The organism is Streptomyces sp. NPDC048417, assembly GCF_040651615.1.
Lineage (GTDB): Bacteria > Actinomycetota > Actinomycetes > Streptomycetales > Streptomycetaceae > Streptomyces.
Window position 1 is genome coordinate 183,083 of record NZ_JBEZKI010000017.1, and the last position, 16,459, is coordinate 199,541.

Annotated in this window: 15 protein-coding genes; 6 read left to right on the forward strand and 9 right to left on the reverse strand. The window is 71.0% G+C overall.

Features of this window, described 5'->3' with window-relative positions; all coding sequences use genetic code 11:
• Positions 1–99: 99 nt before the first annotated feature.
• From AB0D59_RS26755 to AB0D59_RS26780, 6 genes are all read left to right on the forward strand, one after another.
• The gene (locus AB0D59_RS26755) at positions 100–1,149 is read left to right on the forward strand and encodes an energy-coupling factor ABC transporter permease (protein ID WP_362570341.1); all 1,050 of its coding nucleotides are present in this window, start codon (positions 100–102) and stop codon (positions 1,147–1,149) included.
• A gap of 1 nt (position 1,150) precedes the next feature.
• Positions 1,151–1,912 (forward strand): cobalt ECF transporter T component CbiQ, encoded by a 762-nt coding sequence (gene cbiQ, locus AB0D59_RS26760; RefSeq protein ID WP_362570161.1) that lies wholly within the window; start codon positions 1,151–1,153, stop codon positions 1,910–1,912.
• A complete protein-coding gene (locus tag AB0D59_RS26765) occupies positions 1,900–2,676 on the forward strand; it encodes an ABC transporter ATP-binding protein (protein WP_362570163.1) in 777 nt (258 codons plus the stop codon). Before cbiQ ends, AB0D59_RS26765 begins: the two co-directional genes overlap by 13 nt.
• Positions 2,677–2,729: 53 nt before the next feature.
• Complete coding sequence (locus AB0D59_RS26770; RefSeq protein WP_362570166.1) at positions 2,730–3,191, forward strand: MarR family transcriptional regulator; 462 nt, start codon at positions 2,730–2,732, stop codon at positions 3,189–3,191.
• A 204-nt stretch (positions 3,192–3,395) separates the two neighbouring features.
• Positions 3,396–3,842 carry an organic hydroperoxide resistance protein gene (locus AB0D59_RS26775; RefSeq protein ID WP_362570169.1) on the forward strand — a complete coding sequence of 149 codons (447 nt, stop codon included), beginning with the start codon at positions 3,396–3,398 and terminating at the stop codon, positions 3,840–3,842.
• A gap of 119 nt (positions 3,843–3,961) precedes the next feature.
• On the forward strand, positions 3,962–5,131 hold the full coding sequence (locus AB0D59_RS26780) for a serine hydrolase domain-containing protein (protein ID WP_362570343.1): 1,170 nt from the start codon (positions 3,962–3,964) through the stop codon (positions 5,129–5,131).
• Between the two features lie 172 nt (positions 5,132–5,303).
• Here AB0D59_RS26780 and AB0D59_RS26785 read toward each other — a convergent pair whose 3' ends face one another.
• The 9 genes from AB0D59_RS26785 to AB0D59_RS26825 all read right to left on the reverse strand — a co-directional run bounded on the left by AB0D59_RS26785 (position 5,304) and on the right by AB0D59_RS26825 (position 16,458).
• Entirely contained in the window at positions 5,304–5,579 is a 276-nt protein-coding gene (locus AB0D59_RS26785) for a DUF1876 domain-containing protein (RefSeq protein ID WP_351706757.1), read from the reverse strand.
• A gap of 82 nt (positions 5,580–5,661) precedes the next feature.
• Positions 5,662–6,543, reverse strand: coding sequence for an NAD(P)-dependent oxidoreductase (locus AB0D59_RS26790; RefSeq protein WP_362570172.1), 882 nt, complete (start codon positions 6,541–6,543; stop codon positions 5,662–5,664).
• 140 nt (positions 6,544–6,683) lie between these two features.
• On the reverse strand, positions 6,684–9,437 hold the full coding sequence (locus AB0D59_RS26795; protein ID WP_362570175.1) for an alkaline phosphatase family protein: 2,754 nt from the start codon (positions 9,435–9,437) through the stop codon (positions 6,684–6,686).
• 13 nt (positions 9,438–9,450) lie between these two features.
• On the reverse strand, positions 9,451–10,800 hold the full coding sequence (locus AB0D59_RS26800; protein WP_362570178.1) for an ABC transporter permease: 1,350 nt from the start codon (positions 10,798–10,800) through the stop codon (positions 9,451–9,453).
• Positions 10,797–11,738, reverse strand: a complete 942-nt coding sequence (locus AB0D59_RS26805; RefSeq protein ID WP_362570181.1) for an ABC transporter ATP-binding protein — start codon at positions 11,736–11,738, stop codon at positions 10,797–10,799. The genes AB0D59_RS26800 and AB0D59_RS26805 overlap by 4 nt, the downstream gene beginning before the upstream one ends.
• A 123-nt stretch (positions 11,739–11,861) precedes the next feature.
• Complete coding sequence (locus AB0D59_RS26810; protein ID WP_362570184.1) at positions 11,862–12,707, reverse strand: DMT family transporter; 846 nt, start codon at positions 12,705–12,707, stop codon at positions 11,862–11,864.
• Positions 12,704–13,219, reverse strand: a complete 516-nt coding sequence (locus tag AB0D59_RS26815; RefSeq protein ID WP_362570187.1) for a YbaK/EbsC family protein — start codon at positions 13,217–13,219, stop codon at positions 12,704–12,706. Before AB0D59_RS26815 ends, AB0D59_RS26810 begins: the two co-directional genes overlap by 4 nt.
• Positions 13,220–13,496: 277 nt before the next feature.
• Positions 13,497–15,728: an MMPL family transporter gene (locus AB0D59_RS26820; RefSeq protein ID WP_362570188.1), complete on the reverse strand. Its 2,232-nt coding sequence runs from the start codon at positions 15,726–15,728 to the stop codon at positions 13,497–13,499.
• Between the two features lie 124 nt (positions 15,729–15,852).
• Entirely contained in the window at positions 15,853–16,458 is a 606-nt protein-coding gene (locus AB0D59_RS26825; RefSeq protein ID WP_362570190.1) for a TetR/AcrR family transcriptional regulator, read from the reverse strand.
• Position 16,459 lies beyond the last annotated feature (1 nt).

The window sequence follows — 16,459 nt, forward strand, 5'->3', positions numbered from 1 at the left end:
CTGCGTCTCGGTGCCGTGTCTCCGTGCTGCGTCCCGGTGCGCGATATACGACTCCCTCGCTCTTGCAAAAGCTTCGCAACAACAGCTTAAAATCGAATGGTGCATGTACCTGACGGATTCATCGACGCCCCCACCTCGGCGGTCACCGCGGTGGTCGCGGCCGGCGCCCTCGCCGTGAGCCTGCGCGGCGCGCGCCGTGAACTCGACGAGCGCACGGCGCCGCTCGCCGGCCTGGTGGCGGCGTTCATCTTCGCCGTACAGATGCTCAACTTCCCCGTCGCGGCCGGAACAAGCGGCCATCTCCTGGGCGGAGCGCTGGCCGCGATACTCGTCGGCCCCTTTACCGGCGTCCTGTGCGTGTCCGTGGTCCTGCTGATGCAGGGCATCCTGTTCGCGGACGGCGGCCTGACCGCGCTCGGCGTGAACATCACCGACATGGCGATCGTGACGACCCTCGTCGCGTACGCCGTCTTCCGGGGCCTGCTGAAGGTCCTGCCGCGCACCCGGCGTTCGGTGACCGCCGCCTCCTTCGTCGCCGCCCTGCTCTCCGTCCCGGCCGCCTCCGTCGCCTTCACGCTCCTCTACGCGATCGGCGGCACCACCGACGTGTCCATCGGCAAGGTGGCCACGGCCATGATCGGTGTGCACGTCCTCATCGGCATCGGCGAGGCCGCGATCACCGCGCTCACGGTCGGCGCCGTCATCGCCGTACGCCCGGACCTGGTGTACGGGGCGCGCGAGCTTCGGCAAGGGCTGAAGTTGCGCGTGAACGGCGTGCTGGTGGACGCGCCCCCGTCGCAGCCGGCGCCCGCGGCGCCGGTGGCAGCGCGCACCTCGCGGCGCGCGCTGTGGATCACGGGCCTCGCCACCTCCCTGGTCCTCGCCGGGTTCGTCAGCTTCTACGCCTCCGCCAACCCGGACGGTCTGGAGAAGGTCGCCCACGACAAGGGCATCGACGTGAAGGCCGAGGAGCACGCCGCCGCCGACTCCCCGCTCGCCGACTACGGCGTCAACGACATCTCCGACGCCCGTCTCTCCGGCGGCCTCGCGGGCGTCATCGGCGTCGGTGTGACCGTCGTCGCGGGCAGCACGGTGTTCTGGGCGGTGCGCAGGCGCCGGGGCGCCGAAGAACCGTCCCGGGCGCTCTGACATGGGTGCAGGACACGCCCACAGGCTCTACCGGCACGCACACTCCCCCGTGCACGCGCTCCCCCCGCACACCAAGCTCGCCGCCGCCTTCGCCTTCGTGGTCGTCGTGGTCTCCACACCGCGTTCGGCGATGTGGGCGTTCGCCCTGTACGCCGTGCTCCTCGCGGGCGTCGCGTACCACGCGCGCGTGCCCGCTTCCTTCGTGCTGCGCCGGCTGCTGATCGAGGTGCCGTTCGTCGCCTTCGCGGTGCTGATGCCGTTCGTGGCGGAGGGCGAGCGGGTCGACGTCCTCGGCCTCTCACTCAGCGTCAACGGCCTGTGGGGCGCCTGGAACGTGCTCGCCAAGGGCACCCTCGGCGTCGCCGCCTCCGTCCTCCTGGCGGCCACCACGGAGCTGCGCGAACTGCTCCTCGGGCTCCAGCGGCTCAGACTCCCCCCGCTCCTCGTCCAGATCGCCTCCTTCATGATCCGCTACGGCGACGTCATCACCGACGAGATGCGCCGGATGCGGATCGCGCGGGAGTCGCGCGGCTTCGAGGCGCGGGGCGTGCGCCACTGGGGCGTGCTCGCGAAGTCCGCCGGCGCGTTGTTCATCCGCTCCTACGAGCGCGGGGAGCGCGTCCACCTGGCCATGGTGAGCCGGGGGTACGCCGGTTCGATGCCGGTCATCGACGAGGTGACCGCGTCCCGGGCGCAGTGGTCCCACGCCCTCGCGCTGCCCTTGTCCGCCCTTGTCGTCTGCGTGTTGGGATGGGCCCTGTGACTACCGCTCCCGCCTCCCTGGAGGTCTCCGGCCTCGCCTTCGCCTACCCCGACGGGCACCAGGCCCTGTTCGGCGTGGACTTCACCGTCACGCGCGGCGAGCGCGTCGCGCTGCTCGGGCCGAACGGCGCCGGCAAGACCACCCTCGTACTGCACCTCAACGGCATCCTGAGCGGCGGCACGGGAACGGTGACGGTGGCCGGACTGCCGGTCGGCAAGCGGCACATGGCGGAGATCCGGCGCCGGGTCGGCATCGTCTTCCAGGACCCGGACGACCAGCTGTTCATGCCGACGGTGCGCGAGGACGTGGCGTTCGGTCCGGCGGCGGCCGGCCTCAAGGGCGCCGAACTCGAAGCACGCGTGCGTACCGCCCTGGAACGGGTCGGCATGGCCGACTTCGCCGAACGCCCGCCGCACCACCTCTCCTTCGGCCAGCGCCGCCGGGTCGCCGTCGCCACCGTCCTCGCCATGGAACCGGAGATCCTCGTCCTCGACGAACCCTCCTCCAACCTCGACCCGGCCTCCCGCCGCGAACTCGCCGACATCCTGCGCTCCCTGGACGTCACGGTCCTCATGGTCACCCACGACCTGCCCTACGCCCTGGAGCTGTGCCCGCGCTCCCTGATCCTGAGCGACGGCACGATCGCCGCCGACGGCCCCACCGGTGAACTCCTCTCCGACGACGCCCTGATGCGCGCCCACCGGCTGGAACTGCCGTTCGGCTTCGACCCGCGCGCCGCGACGGCCGGACGCGGGGGCGCCTGACGCGTTTCCGTGACGGCCGTCCCGCGCGCCCCCGCGTCCGTGACAATGGGCGGGTGACGCATCAAGAGGACACGGGGTCGCCACGGCTGGACGACCAGCTGTGCTTCGCGCTGTACGCCGCGCAGCGCGCCGTGACCGCCGCCTACCGCCCGCTCCTCGACGACCTCGGGCTCACCTACCCGCAGTACCTCGTGCTGCTCGTCCTGTGGGAGCGGGGCGAGACCACGGTGAAGGAACTGGCCGGTGCGCTCCGCCTCGACTACGGCACGATGTCGCCGCTGCTGAAGCGGCTGGAGGCGGCGGGTCTGGTGCGCAGGGAGCGCTCGGAGCGGGACGAGCGCTCGGTGCTCGTCGCGTGCACCGGGCGCGCGGAGGAACTGCGGGAGCGCGCGGCGCGCGTACCCGGCGCCCTGCTCACGACGACGGGGCTCGACGGCGCGGACATGGCGCGGTTGCGCGAGGAGTTGCGGGTGCTCGCGGACCGGGCGAGCGGGGCGGCCTCGCGCCCCGCGTAGCGGCGCCCGCGCTCGGCGCACACATCGACATCGCACGCCCCACCTCCCGCCCTCTCTTTCCCGCCGCTCCCCCCGCCCCCTGTTACCCACGGTTTCCACCCCCTGGTAATCCAGAGACTTCCTACCGGTCGGTACCTTGTGCACGATGTGCTTGCACACCACCGTGTTGCCCACCATCGTTTCCGCCCTGGGGGAGGTCCCGCCGTGACCGAAGGCGCCACCGTCGACAGCCGTCCGACGAAGATCATGTATGTCGCCGAGGCGACCGCGCACGGCGGCCGGGACGGGTACGTGACCAGCCAGGACGGCCAGATCGAACTCAAGGTCGCGATGCCTTTGGAGCTGGGTGGCGACGGCAACGGCACCAACCCCGAGCAGCTGTTCGCGGCGGGCTACAGCTCCTGCTTCCACAACGCGCTGATCCTGGTCGGCAACCGCGCGGGCTACGACCTGACCGGCTCCACGGTCGCCGCGAAGGTCGGTATCGGCCCCAACAAGCGGCGCGGCTACGGTCTCGCCGTCGCGCTCAGTGTCTCGCTCCCCGTCCTGGACGCGGACATCGCGGCGAAGCTGGTGGACGCCGCCCACGAGGTGTGCCCGTACTCGAACGCGACACGCGACAACATCGACGTGACGATCGTGCTCGGCTGACCGCGCCCTCCCGCACTGAGGCGCAGCTCACGCCCGTATGTCCTCGGTACCGAGGAATCGCGGGCCCCGCGGGGGCGTTGCCCCCGAGGGTGCAGGCGATCAGGAAGGACGTGGCGGACGTGGACGTGAACGGCACTGTGGCCGAGGGCTTCGAGCCGGTCAGGGACGCGTTCGCGAAGAACTTCGAGCTGCTCGGGGACCGGGGCGCGGCGGTCGCCGTGTACCGGGACGGGCACCGGGTCGTCGACCTGTGGGGCGGCACCCGGGACTTCGACGGGAGTGCCGGCGAGGCTTCCTGGGAGCACGGCACCGCCCAGATCGTGCGCTCGGCGACCAAGGGCGTCGCCGCCGCGGTGCTGCTGCTTCTGCGGCAGCGCGGGGAGCTGGACCTGGACGCCCCGGTGGGTGACCACTGGCCGGAGTTCAAGGCGGCCGGCAAGGAGCACACGCTGGTGCGGCACCTGCTCGCGCACCGCGCTGGCGTGCCGGTGCTGGACCGGCCGCTCACGCCCGAGGAGGCCGCCGACCCCGATCTGGGCGCGGCCGCCGTGGCGGCGCAGGCGCCGGCGTGGGAGCCGGGCACCGATCACGGCTATCACGCACAGACCTACAGCTGGCTGACCGGTGAACTGGTGCGGCGGGTGACCGGGCGGCCGATCGGCGAGTGGATCGCGGAGGAGATCGCCGGTCCGGTCGGCGCCGAGCTGTGGCTCGGGCTGCCGCAGACGGAGCACGCGCGCGTGGGGCGCGTCGGGCCCGTCGAGGGCCCGGAGACCGCCGGCGCGCTGCGGACCCGGCCCAAGCGGGCCGTCTCCGAGGCGTACGCCGACCCCGGATCGCTGACCCGCCGGGCGTTCGGCGCGATCAGCCCGCTTCCGGACGAGAACGACCCCGCCTACCGCGCGGCCGCCCTGCCCGCCTCCAACGGGTTCGCCACCGCCGACGGCCTGGCCCGCTTCTACGCCTCCCTCATCGGCGCGGTCGACGGTGGCACGCGGCTGTTCACGCCGGAGACCATGGAGCTGGCCCGCGCCGAGCAGTCGGCGGGGCCGGACCGGGTGCTGGTCATCTCCACCCGCTTCGGGCTCGGCTACATGCTGCACGGCAGCGCGTCCCCGCTGCTCTCCCCCACCTCGTTCGGCCACCCGGGCCGCGGCGGCGCGCTCGGCTTCGCGGACCCCGAGTCGGGCATCGCCTTCGGCTATGTCACCAACGGCTTCCGCAAGAGCGTGACGGCGGACGCACGGGCGCAGGCGCTGGTGCGGGCGGTGCGCACGGCGCTGTCGTAGCCGCCGCACGCGGCGAGCGCCCACGTACGCGCCGAACGCCCACGTATACGCCCCATCGCCCGCGTACGCGCCTCAGCGCTCCGCGTACGCGCCCATGCCCGCGCCCCGCACCCACGCCGCGCGCGCCTGCGTGTCCGCAAAACGCCCCCGTCTCCCGCGTCGCCCGCGCTCCTCACACGTTGATCGGGTGCGAGTGCCGTCCGGAGTCCGCGTCGATCTCGCCGTGCGCCTTGGTCAGCAACTGCATGGCCAGTTCGTTCAAAGCGCGGGCTCCCGCGATCTCCTCGCCGACTCTGGGCTGATTGCTGTCGGAGTCATGACGGCTCGCATGGCCGTGCGCTCGTACCTCGGTGCCGTCGGGCAGGCGCACCATGGCCACCGCGCGCGTGTGCGTGTCGTCCTCCAGGAACTCCATCTCGACGTGCCATCCCACAGCGGTTTGCATCATGGGGACCACCTCCGGAATCGCTGCTTCCAGGGTGCTCCTCAATGGGCCGGGCCGTCACGTCGACGCGGGCTCCCGGTGACGGCTACACGTCGTCGAAGCTCGCGAAGTACGCGGCGGCCATGTCCTCGTCGGCGTGGCCCTGGGCGGCGGCGCGGGCGAAGCGTTCGGCGGCCGCCTCGGCGACGTCGAGGCGCACGCCGTGGCTCGCACCGGCGGCGACGATCAGCCGGGCGTCCTTCCCGGCCGTGGCCACCGCGAAGGACGCCGGGGTCAGCCCGCCGTCCAGGATCAGCCCGGCCTTGGCCCGCACGTAGCCCATGTCGAGCGGTCCGCCCGCGATGATGTCGAAGAAGTTCTGCGGGTCGACGCCGAGGGCCTGGGCCAGGGCCAGGACCTCGCCGGTCGCCGCGGTGGCCGCGAGGACCCAGCTGTTGGCGACCAGCTTGAGCCGGGTCGCGGCGGCCGAGGACCCGTCGTCGCCGGTCCACAGCGTGTGGGCGCCGACGGCGTCGAAGACGGGTGTGACCGTCTCCCGGCCCTGCTCGGGCCCCGCGGCCAGGACGGTGAGCTGGCCGGCCTCGGCGGGCTGGCGGGTGCCGAGGACCGGGGCGTCGTAGAAGACGAGTTCGTGCTCGCGGGCGAACGCGGCCAGTTCGGGGATCTGGTCGAGGCCGGCGGTGGTCGACTGCGCCCAGACGACACCGGGGCGCAGCGTGCCGGCGGCCTCCCGCATGGTCTCCAGGGCGGTGGTGCCGTCGTAGAGCATGGTCAGGACGACATCGGCGCCCTCGACGGCCTCGGCCGGGGTGTCGGTGACCTGGGCTCCGTCGGCGGCGAGGGGTTCGGCCTTGGCGCGGGTGCGGTTCCAGGCGCGGACGGTGAGTCCGGACTTCAGGAGGTTGCGGCCCATCGCGGCGCCCATGATGCCGGTGCCCAGCAAGGCCACGGTCGGCTTGTCGGTCATGACGTCTCCCTGTCGTCGTACGGTTCCGCAGCAAGCTTGGCGCATGGCGCGGCAGCCCGCGCGCGGCGTCCGCCCAGGGACCGGAAACGGCACGTGCGGGGCCCGGACCGGGCCCCGCACGTGCCGACGTGAGGGTGCGGTCAGCCGTCGTTCTCCGAGGACGGGAGGTAGGCGCCCGGTACGTCGTCGGGCGTGTAGATCTTCTTGTCGCCGGGGTACGGCTTGGTCCAGTTGTGGGTCTGGTACCAGGTGTAACGGTTCATCTGCGTGGGGTTGGCGTAGTCCGGCACCGCGTTCTTGCCGGTCAGCCGCTGGTGCGAGGCCCAGCTCTGCCACTGCGCCGCGACCGCCTTCTCGGCCGCCGGCACGGACACGGACGTCGGCGCGGCCGCCGCCTTGGTGTCCTGGGCCGCCGGGGTGTCCGAGCCGCAGGTCGGCTGCGGGTTCACGCCGAGGGTCAGCGAGGTGCGGTTGGGGACCGCCGTGAACGGGGTGTCGTCCGCCTTCTTGGTGAACGCCCCGTACATCGGGGTGGCCGCGCTGTCGAGCTGGTTCATCGGGTGGATCCCGAGGATCTGCTCGATGGTGCGGACCATGGTGATCTGCGAGTAGTAGTGGTCGTCGACCTTGCCGTGCTGGGCGTACGGGCTGATGACCTGGACCGGGGCACGATGGCCGTCGACATGGTCGAGACCGGCCTGGGAGTCGTCCTCGACGACGAAGATCGCCGAGTCCTTCCAGTACTTGCTGTGGGTGATCTGGTCGACCATCCGGCCGACCGCGAGGTCGTTGTCGGCGACCTCGGCGGCCGCGTTCGCCGGGCCACCGGTGTGGTCGTTGGAGAACCAGAACATGTTCAGGTTCGCCGGACCGTTCTTCTCGAAGTCCTGCTTCCAGATCTGTTCCTTGTAGATGTCCGGGACATCGAGGTCGAACAGCGGGAAGCCCTGCACGGACACGTCGTTGAGGGAGGGGATCGCCGAGCCCGTCTTGATGGGGTAGGCGGTCTGCGCGCCGGTCGCGGCCATGTTCTTGCTGTCGCAGTACAGGTTCTGCCAGGTCGCGCCGGACGGCTTGGTTTCCAGCGACTGGAACTCGCCGAAGTCCTTGACGGACTTCCCGGCCGCCTGCGCACCGGTCCAGATGAAGCCGGTCTTCTGGTGGCCGAGGACGTCGTTCTCGGTGTCGTAACTGCGCGTGTACTCGCCGGCCGACGACTCGGTGTACTCCGGGTTGTCGGACTGCATCAGCCAGTTGTGGCCCTCGGCGGAGTTGGTGCCGATGTCGTAGAAGTTGTCGTACAGCCCGAACTGCTGGGCCAGCGCGTGCTGGTTGGGCGTGACGTTCTCGCCGAACTGGGTGAGCGAGGAGTTGCCGTTGCCCTGCGGCAGGTCGCCGAAGACCTGGTCGTAGGTGCGGTTCTCCTTGACGAGCAGGAAGACGTGCTTGATCGTCGACGGGTCGCCGATCCGCTTGGGGACCGGAACGGCCTTCTCGTGGCTGTTGCCCTTGGCCGTCTTGACCGAGTTGGACGTCCAGCCGTTCTGCTTGAACACCTTGGCCGTCTCGGACCTGACGACCTGGTCGCTCGGCAGGGTGAACTGGGTGAGGCTCGACGTGGTGTCGTGGGTGTTGTGGCCGGCGGCGTCGGGGCGCAGGGCGTCGACACCGCGGGTGTTGGAGACGACGATCTTCTTGCCGACGGTGGCGATCTCCGACGGGAAGTAGTCCGTGGGAAGCAGGCCGACGTAGCGGGCCGGCATCTGCGGGGACGTGTAGCGGTAGACGGCGACGGCGTTGGCGCGGCCGAGCGTCACCAGCAGCCGGCCGTCGTCGGTGAGGGTGACCGCGTTGGGCTCGTAGCCGACGGACGCCTCGGGCCAGGGCTGGGTGGAGATCGTCTGGACGACCTTGTCCTTGCGGCTGTCGATGACCGACACGTTGTTGTCGGCGGTGTTGGTGACGAACACCGCGCCCTTGCTCGCGTACACCGCGGTCGGGTGCAGGCCCACGTCGATGGTGCCGACGGCGGCGGACGGGTCCGCGGTGTCGATGACGCTGACCGTGCCGGTGGTGCTGGCGCCGGTCTTCGGGTTCGCCACGACGTCGGTGCCGTAGGAGTTGATGGTGGTGTCGCCGGCCTTGGCCGGGCGACCGCCCTCGTTGCTGACGTACAGCTTGCCGCCGGCCAGGGCGATACCGCGCGGGGCGTTGCCGACGGCCCAGGTCTGCTTGATGGTTCCGGTCGCCGCGTCTATCGCGACCACCTTGTTCTGGCCGTTGACCGCGGAGTACACGGTGGAGCCGTCGGCGGAGAACACGGCCGCGCCCACGAGCGCCTGCTTGGAGCCGTCGGCCGCGATGTTGACGGCCGTCGGGTTGGCTAGGGTGCCGTCCGCGTTGACGGTGAACCTGGTGTAGCCGTTCGCCTGTCCCAGCCACAGCTGCTTGCCGTCGGGCGAGTACGTCGGACCCTCCTGGCCGACGGCGCCGCTGCTGATGCGCAGGGAGTCCGCCGCGTTGGTGCCGATCTTCTGCTTGACCTGCCCGGTGGCCAGATCCATGATCACCAGGGACGCGTCACCATCGGTGACCGAGGCCGCGAGGTGGGTGCCGTCCGGGCTGACCGTCGACGACATGATCTTGCCGTCGTTGATGACGGTACGGCTGCCATAGGGCCTGATGTACTGGTCGGCGGAGACCACCTGGCCGTTGGCCGTGCTCTGGCCGACCTGCTGGGTGCCGAACTGGTACGTCGAGGCGACCGCGGTGCCCGTGACGCCGAGGGCGACGGCGATACCGGCCGTCACCATCATGGCCCGGCGGCCGACGCGGTGGCCGAAGAGGTTGAGCTGTCTTTTCTCACTGATCCGACGCTGGCGGGTTACCTGCACGGAACTGTTCCCTTCAGTGGGTTTCAAGCAGGTCGACGTTGCCGTCGAACTGCCAGAGCGGATTCGGGGCGTCGCCGGTCGACGTCCGTACGAGGAAGTAGCCGTTCACTTCCTTCGGACCGTCGCCGTCGGCCACGAACCGCCCGTCCGAGGTGATGTCGAGCTGGTAGATCGCCGTCCCCGTCACCGAGACGCCGGGGAGGTGCCAGCTCACCACGCAACGCCAGTCGTTCCCCGCGCCCTCCTGGGCGGCCTGGCCGTCGCTCTTGGTACACGCCGCCGTGGCCCCCAACTGCTTTTCGGTGACGGCGGGTCGATGGAGTTCCTGCGTCTGCAGGCGATAGAGGTGCGCGAAGACCGTGGCGAGGGACTTCTGCACCTTGTCCTGTTCGATGCCGGAGCCTGTCGAGGGGGTGGCCACGGCCACCGCCCCGACGGTGACGGCGATCAGCGCGGCCGGCGGCAGCACGCCGAGGGTGAACGCGCGGCGGCCGGAGCCGTCGTAGGCCGGGTTGGTGAAGTCCCGCCGTACGAACAGCACGTAGGCCAAGGCGGTCGCGAGCACCGCCCACACCAGGCTGACCGCGACGGCGGTCAGGAGCGGGGCGAGCTGGGCCGGACTGGTGAACAGGCCGTTCCAGGAGATGAAGGCGTAGGTGGGCAGGGCCAGGCGCACGGCGACGGGCAGCGGCAGCATCTGGGCGACCGACATCGCGAGCGCGACGATCGGGGGCAGCAGCAGCCCCATCGGGGAGCGCCCGAGGGCGACCGAGCCGAGGAGCCCGATCGCGGCGAGGGCGAGGGTCGGGGCGAGCGCCACGCCCCAGGCGAGCAGGACCCGGCCGGCGGCGTCCCCGGGCGACAGCAGGTGGCCGTCGAGGCCGACCAGGGGCTGGTTGCCGACCGCCGCCAGACCGCCGACCGCGCTGGAACAGGCCAGCCCGGCCACCAGCAGCAGGATGACGGTGAGGCTGGCCAGTGCCTTCGCCACGAAGATCCGCGCAGGCGAGCGGACCGCCACCAGCAGATGGCGCCAGGTGCCCAGGCGGTCCTCGGAGGCGAACACGTCACCGGCGACCACCGAGGTCAGCAGCGGCAGCGCCCAGGTGCCCGCGAAACCGAGCATGACCAGCGGTCCGGCCCACCCCGTGGCCTGCATCCAGCGGCCGAAGAGGGTGTCGGCGGGGAGCGTGCTCTGCTGGCTCACCCCGGCGACGAAGAGCGCCGGCGCGATCCAGCAGGCGAGGACCAGCAGCCGAATCCGCCACTGCGAGACCAGCTTGACCAGTTCGAAGCGGTAGCCGCGCGACACCGGGACACGGCGGGCGACGGGCGTGCGCTGGGCGATGGTGGTCACGGTCATCGGCCGGTCTCCTCCTGCTCGGTGAGGGCGAGGAACGCGGCCTCCAGCGGTGATACGACGGGAGCGAGTTCGCGCACCGCGACGTCCGACCGCACGACCTTCGCGACGAGTTCGTCGAGGGCGGGCACCAGCGCGCGTACGACGAGTACGTCGGCGTCCTGTCGTACGCCGCTGTCGTCGACGATGCGGATGCCCGCCGTGTCCGCGGCGATCCGGCGCGCGGCCTCGGGGTCGGAGGCGCGCAGCCGGTAGTCGAGTTCACGGTTCTCGGCGGCCAGCTTGCTCAGCGGGCCGGAGAAGACGACGCGTCCGGTGGCGAGGATGGTGACCTCGGAGCACAGCGCCTCCAGGTCGTCCATCCGGTGGCTGGAGAGCACCACGCCCGTTCCGGCGGCGGCGAGCCGGGTGAGGACCCGGTGCACGTGTCTCTTGCCGGACGGATCGAGGCCGTTGGACGGTTCGTCGAGCACGAGCAGCCGGGGCCTGGTGAGCAGGGCGGCGGCGAGCCCGAGCCGCTGGCGCATGCCGAGGGAGAAGCCGCGGGTCTTGTCGTCGGCGACATCGGTGAGCCCGACCTCGCCGAGCACGTCGTCGATGCCCGCCGTCCCCGCGTCCAGGCCGCGGAGCGCGGCCAGCGCGGCGAGATTCTGCCGGGCGGTCAGCGAGGGGTAGAGACCGGGCGCGTCCACGAACCCGGCGACACCGTCGGGAGCGGCGAGCGCCCGCTCGACCGGCGTGCCCAGGATCTCCAGCCTGCCGCCGTCGGCGACGGCCAGCCCCAGCAGCAGGCCGAGCAGTGTCGTCTTGCCGGCGCCGTTCGGCCCGACCAGACCGTGGATCTGGCCTTGCGTCACATCCAGGTCCACGCCGTCGAGTGCGACGACATCGCCGAAGCACTTGCTGATCCCGCGGGCCCGGACTGCGTGGAGTGTGTCCATGAGTCCCGTGCGTCCCTTCATTCGCAATCCGCAGGGACCTTACGGAGAACACACAGTCCGGATACAGGCGCTCGGTTGAACGTTCGAAGAACGGTTCGTCAAGGCAACGGCAAGTGCCGCGCGTCAACCGGCGTGCAGCATCAGTCCGATACCGACGACCAGGAGACCGGCCGCCGCGATCCTGGGCGTCCCGAACCGCTCCTTGAAGAACACCGCGCCGATGGCCGCCCCGACGATGATCGACGACTCGCGCAGCGCCGCGACCGGCGCGAGTTCGGCGCGCGTCTGCGCCCACAGGACCAGTCCGTAGGCGAGGACGGACAGCAGGGCGCCCAGCAGTCCCAGCGCCGCGAACGGGCGTGCCGCGGTGAGCAGTTCGCCACGTCTGCGAAAGAGGGCGTACGCCGGGATGGCCAGGCCCTGGAGGGCCATCAGCCAGGCGATGTAGCCGACCGGGGAACCCGAGGCGCGGACTCCCAGGCCGTCGAGGACGGTGTACGCGGCGATGGACACGCCGGTGGCGAGGGCGGCCCCGATCGCCGCCCAGTCGGGTCTGCGGCCGCGCAGCCCCCACAGCGCGATCCCGAAGAGCCCGGCGCAGGACACGGCGATCCCCGCGGCCGCCAGGGCGTTGGGGACCTCGTGCACGAACACGGCGGCGAACAGCGTGACCAGCAGCGGTGCGGTGCCGCGCGCGAGCGGATAGGCCTGTCCGAAGTCGCCGAGTCGGAAGGAGAGCATCAGCAGCGCGAAGTAGGCGACATGGACGACCGCGGAGGCGATCAGATACGGCCGTGCGCCGGCCGCCGGGACCGCCGCGAACGGCATCAGCAGCAGCCCGATCAGCACGCCTCCGGCGGCGATCAGCGAGGAGCCGACGAGTTTGTCGGTGATCCGGTGGGCGATGGCGTTCCAACTGGCGTGCGTGACCGCGGCGCACAGGACGGCCGCGGTGACCAGTGGGCTCACGCGGAGGGCTCGCGCACGTCCACGACGGTGGCGCCGGCGTGCCCGACCAGGGCAGCGGGCGCGATCGGGAAGACGGCATGGGGGTTGCCGGCGGCGGCCCACACCACGTCGTGCCGCAGCAGCGCCCGGTCGGCGAGCACGCGCGTGCGTGTACGGTGCCCGAACGGCGGCACACCGCCGATGGCGTACCCGGTCGTCTCCCGTACGACGTCCGCCTTGGCCCGGGTGACCTTCTGGGCGCCGAGTTCCTTGCGAACCAGCTCCACGTCGACGCGGGAGGCGCCGTCCATCAGCACCAGCACCGGCACCCCGTCGGCCGCGAAGATCAGCGACTTGCAGATCTCGCTCAGTTCGCACCCGATCGCCGCGGCGGCCTCGGCGGCGGTACGGGTCGCGTCCGGGAACCGCCGGATCCGGGAGGTCAGCTCCCCCAGCCCCAGTTCGTCCAGGGCGGCGGCGAAACGGGGATGGGCTCCGAAGCCCCCGGCGTCGGCGTCGGCTGTCGTCGTCATGGAGGGCACGCTAACCAAGCGGACGAAGTGACGGCGAATGGTTAACGCGTGATCCGTGCCGGTCACGGAGTACGACCACGCGGGGAGGGAACCTCATGGAGATCACGATCAAACCGGGCGCCGTGCCGGTCGGCAGCGTCGCGTCGGGCTCCGTTTCCGGCCGGACGCTGCCCCAGCCGGCGCTCGCCCTCCGCGGCCGGTTCATCGGGTACGGAAAGGCCGGTGAGGGCGCCCCGTCCCCACGGACCCTCACCGGCGGTCTTTCACGAGCTGTGCGTCAGGCGCGTATCAGCTCCCGGTCCTCCTCGTCCCTGCCGGAGTCGTGGCCGGCGTTCTCGTCGGACAGGGCCTTCAGGCCCTCGCCCTCGACGTCGACGTTGGGCAGCAGGCGGTCCAGCCACTTCGGCAGCCACCAGGCGCGCTTGCCGAGCAGGGCGAGCACGGCGGGGACGATCGCCATGCGGACGATGAACGCGTCGAAGAAGACGGCGATCGCGAGGCCGAAGCCGATCATCTTGATCATGGACTCGCTGGAGCCGATGAAGCCGGAGAAGACGGCCATCATGATGACGGCGGCGGCCGTGACGACCCGTGCGCCGTGCTTGAAGCCGGTGACGACGGCCTGGCTCGGCTTCTCGCCGTGGACGTACGCCTCCCGCATCCGGGTCACGAGGAACACCTCGTAGTCCATGGCGAGGCCGAAGACGACGCCCACCATGAAGATCGGCATCATCGACATGACCGGTCCGGTCTCCTCGACGCCGAGCAGGCCGGACAGCCAGCCCCACTGGAAGACCGCGACCACGGCGCCGAGCGCCGCCATCACGCTGAGCAGGAAGCCGAGGGCTGCCTTCAGCGGGACCAGGATCGAGCGGAAGACCACGATCAGCAGGAGGAAGGCGAGGCCGACGACCAGGACCAGGTAGGGGATCAGGGCGTCGTTGAGCTTCTGCGAGACGTCGATGTTCATCGCCGTCGAGCCGGTGACCAGGACCTTGGCGTCCGTGTCGGCGGTGATCTCGGTGCCCTGGTCACGGATCGCGTGGACCAGGTCCTCGGTGGTGGCCGAGGACGGCTTGGACTTCGGGATGACGGTGATGGTCGCGGTGTCGCCGGCCTTGTTGGGGGCGGCCGGGGTCACCGTGACGACGTCCTTGAGGCCCTTGATGTCGTGGTCGACCTTGTTGAACGCGGCCTTCGGGTGGGCGCTGTCCTTGGCGTCGATGACGACCATGAGCGGCCCGTTGAAGCCGGGGCCGAAGCCGTCGGAGAGCAGGTCGTAGGCGCGGCGCTGGGTGGTCGAGGTCGGCTGGGAGCCGTCGTCGCCGAGGCCGAGCTGCAGGGAGGCCGCGGGAACCGCCGCCGCGCCGAGGCCGACGACACCGAGCAGCAGGACGGCGACCGGGCGCCGTACGACGAAGCTGGCCCAGCGGGTGCCCATGTTGGGCTTGCCGGCCTTCTTCGCGGCGCGGCCGCCGCCGAGCAGCTTGCTCTTCTCACCGGCGGGCTTGATCTTGCGGCCCGCGAAGCCGAGCAGCGCCGGGATGAGGGTGAGGGCGATCAGGACGGCGATGGCGACCGTGCCCGCGGCGGCCACACCCATCTTGGTGAGCATCGGGATGTTTACGACGGACAGGCCGACCAAGGCGATCACGACCGTCAGACCGGCGAAGACGACCGCCGAGCCCGCCGTGCCGACCGCGCGGCCGGCGGCTTCCTCGCGTTCGCGGCCCTCGGCGAGTTCCGCGCGGTAGCGGGAGACGATGAACAGGGCGTAGTCGATACCGACCGCGAGGCCGATCATCGTGGCCAGTGTGGAGGTGGTGGAGCCCAGGTCGAGGGCGCTGGCCAGGGCCGTGATCGTGGAGACGCCGATACCGACGCCGATGATCGCGGTGAGCAGCGGGAACCCGGCCGCGAGCAGCGAGCCGAACGTGATGACCAGGACGACCGCGGCGATCGCGATGCCGATGACCTCGCTGGAGCCGGTCTCGGGCGTGGCGCTGAGCGCGTCGCCGCCGACCTCCACGGTCAGCCCGGCGTCCCGCGCATCCTGCGCGGCCGCCTTCAGGGCGTCCCGTGAGGAGTCCTCCAGCTCCATGCCGGAGACCTTGTACGTGACCGAGGCGTACGCGATCGTGCCGTTCTTGCTGACGGCCTTGCCCTTGTAGGGGTCGGCGACCGAGGCGACCTCGGAGCCTTCGGACAGTTCCTTGACGGTCTTCTTGACGGTCGCCTTGTTGAGCTTGTCGGTCATCTTCTCGCCGGTCGGCGCCTTGAAGACCACGCGCGCGGTGGCGCCGTCGGAGCTGGTGCCCGGGAAGCGCTGGTCCAGCAGGTCGAAGGCCTTCTGGGCCTCGGTTCCGGGGATGGAGAAGGAGGTGTTGCCGGCGGCGGGGGCACTGGCCGCGCCGACTCCCGCGAGGGTCAGCAGCGCCACCCATATGAGTGCGACGAAGTGCCGTCGCCTGAAGGCGAGCCGGCCCAGTTTGTAGAGGAACGTGGCCACGTGGGCGTACTCCCGGTCAGGTCGTGGGGTATTCAGGGCAGGGGTGATCAACCCGGTGGGTGGCAGGGGTGATCGGCCCGACGACGTGAGCGGAGGCGTCAGGTGGGCTGGTTGTGGGGAGGTGTCAGCAGGTGACGGGTGCGCCGAGGGCGGGGAGCACCACGGCGTCGATGTAGGACAGCACGAAGGACTGCGTAGGCGGCTGCTCGTCGATCAGGGTCCGAGCGGCGAATCCACCGATCATCATGTGCATCAGGAATCCGATCGCCGGATTGTCCGCGCGGATCTCGCCCCGGTCGACCGCCCGTTGCAGCACTTGGCGGAACTGGGCCATCTCGGGCTCGATCAGATGCTCCTTGAACGCCTGCAGGAGGTCCGGGTTGCCGTGGACCGCCATGGCGAGCGCGCGCATCAGCGCGGAGTTCTGCTCCATCTCACAGTCGTCCGAGCGCTTCGTGAGGGCGTGCAGATCGCCGCGGAGCGACCCGGTGTCGATCTCGTCGATCGCGGCACCCGGCTTCCGGTGCCGTACCGCCTTGGCCACCAGTTCGGCCTTGCCGCCCCACTGGCGATAGAGGGTGGCCTTGCTGGACTTGGTGCGGGTGGCGACGGCGTCCATGGTGAGGGCGTCGTAGCCGACCTCACGGAGCAGGTCGAGCACGGCCTCGTACAGCTCGGTCTCACGCTCGGGCGTGATCCGACTGCGACGCGCCGTTGCGACCTCAGTCATG

What these genes read in the sequence shown, in the direction of transcription:
- cbiQ (WP_362570161.1), top strand. Translation starts at nt 1,151, where the DNA reads ATGGGTGCAGGACACGCCCACAGGCTCTACCGGCACGCACACTCCCCC.
- AB0D59_RS26785 (WP_351706757.1), bottom strand. Translation starts at nt 5,579, where the DNA reads ATGATGCAAACCGCTGTGGGATGGCACGTCGAGATGGAGTTCCTGGAG.
- AB0D59_RS26800 (WP_362570178.1), bottom strand. Translation starts at nt 10,800, where the DNA reads ATGACCGTGACCACCATCGCCCAGCGCACGCCCGTCGCCCGCCGTGTC.
- AB0D59_RS26825 (WP_362570190.1), bottom strand. Translation starts at nt 16,458, where the DNA reads ATGACTGAGGTCGCAACGGCGCGTCGCAGTCGGATCACGCCCGAGCGT.
- AB0D59_RS26815 (WP_362570187.1), bottom strand. Translation starts at nt 13,219, where the DNA reads ATGACGACGACAGCCGACGCCGACGCCGGGGGCTTCGGAGCCCATCCC.
- AB0D59_RS26805 (WP_362570181.1), bottom strand. Translation starts at nt 11,738, where the DNA reads ATGGACACACTCCACGCAGTCCGGGCCCGCGGGATCAGCAAGTGCTTC.
- AB0D59_RS26790 (WP_362570172.1), bottom strand. Translation starts at nt 6,543, where the DNA reads ATGACCGACAAGCCGACCGTGGCCTTGCTGGGCACCGGCATCATGGGC.
- AB0D59_RS26765 (WP_362570163.1), top strand. Translation starts at nt 1,900, where the DNA reads ATGGGCCCTGTGACTACCGCTCCCGCCTCCCTGGAGGTCTCCGGCCTC.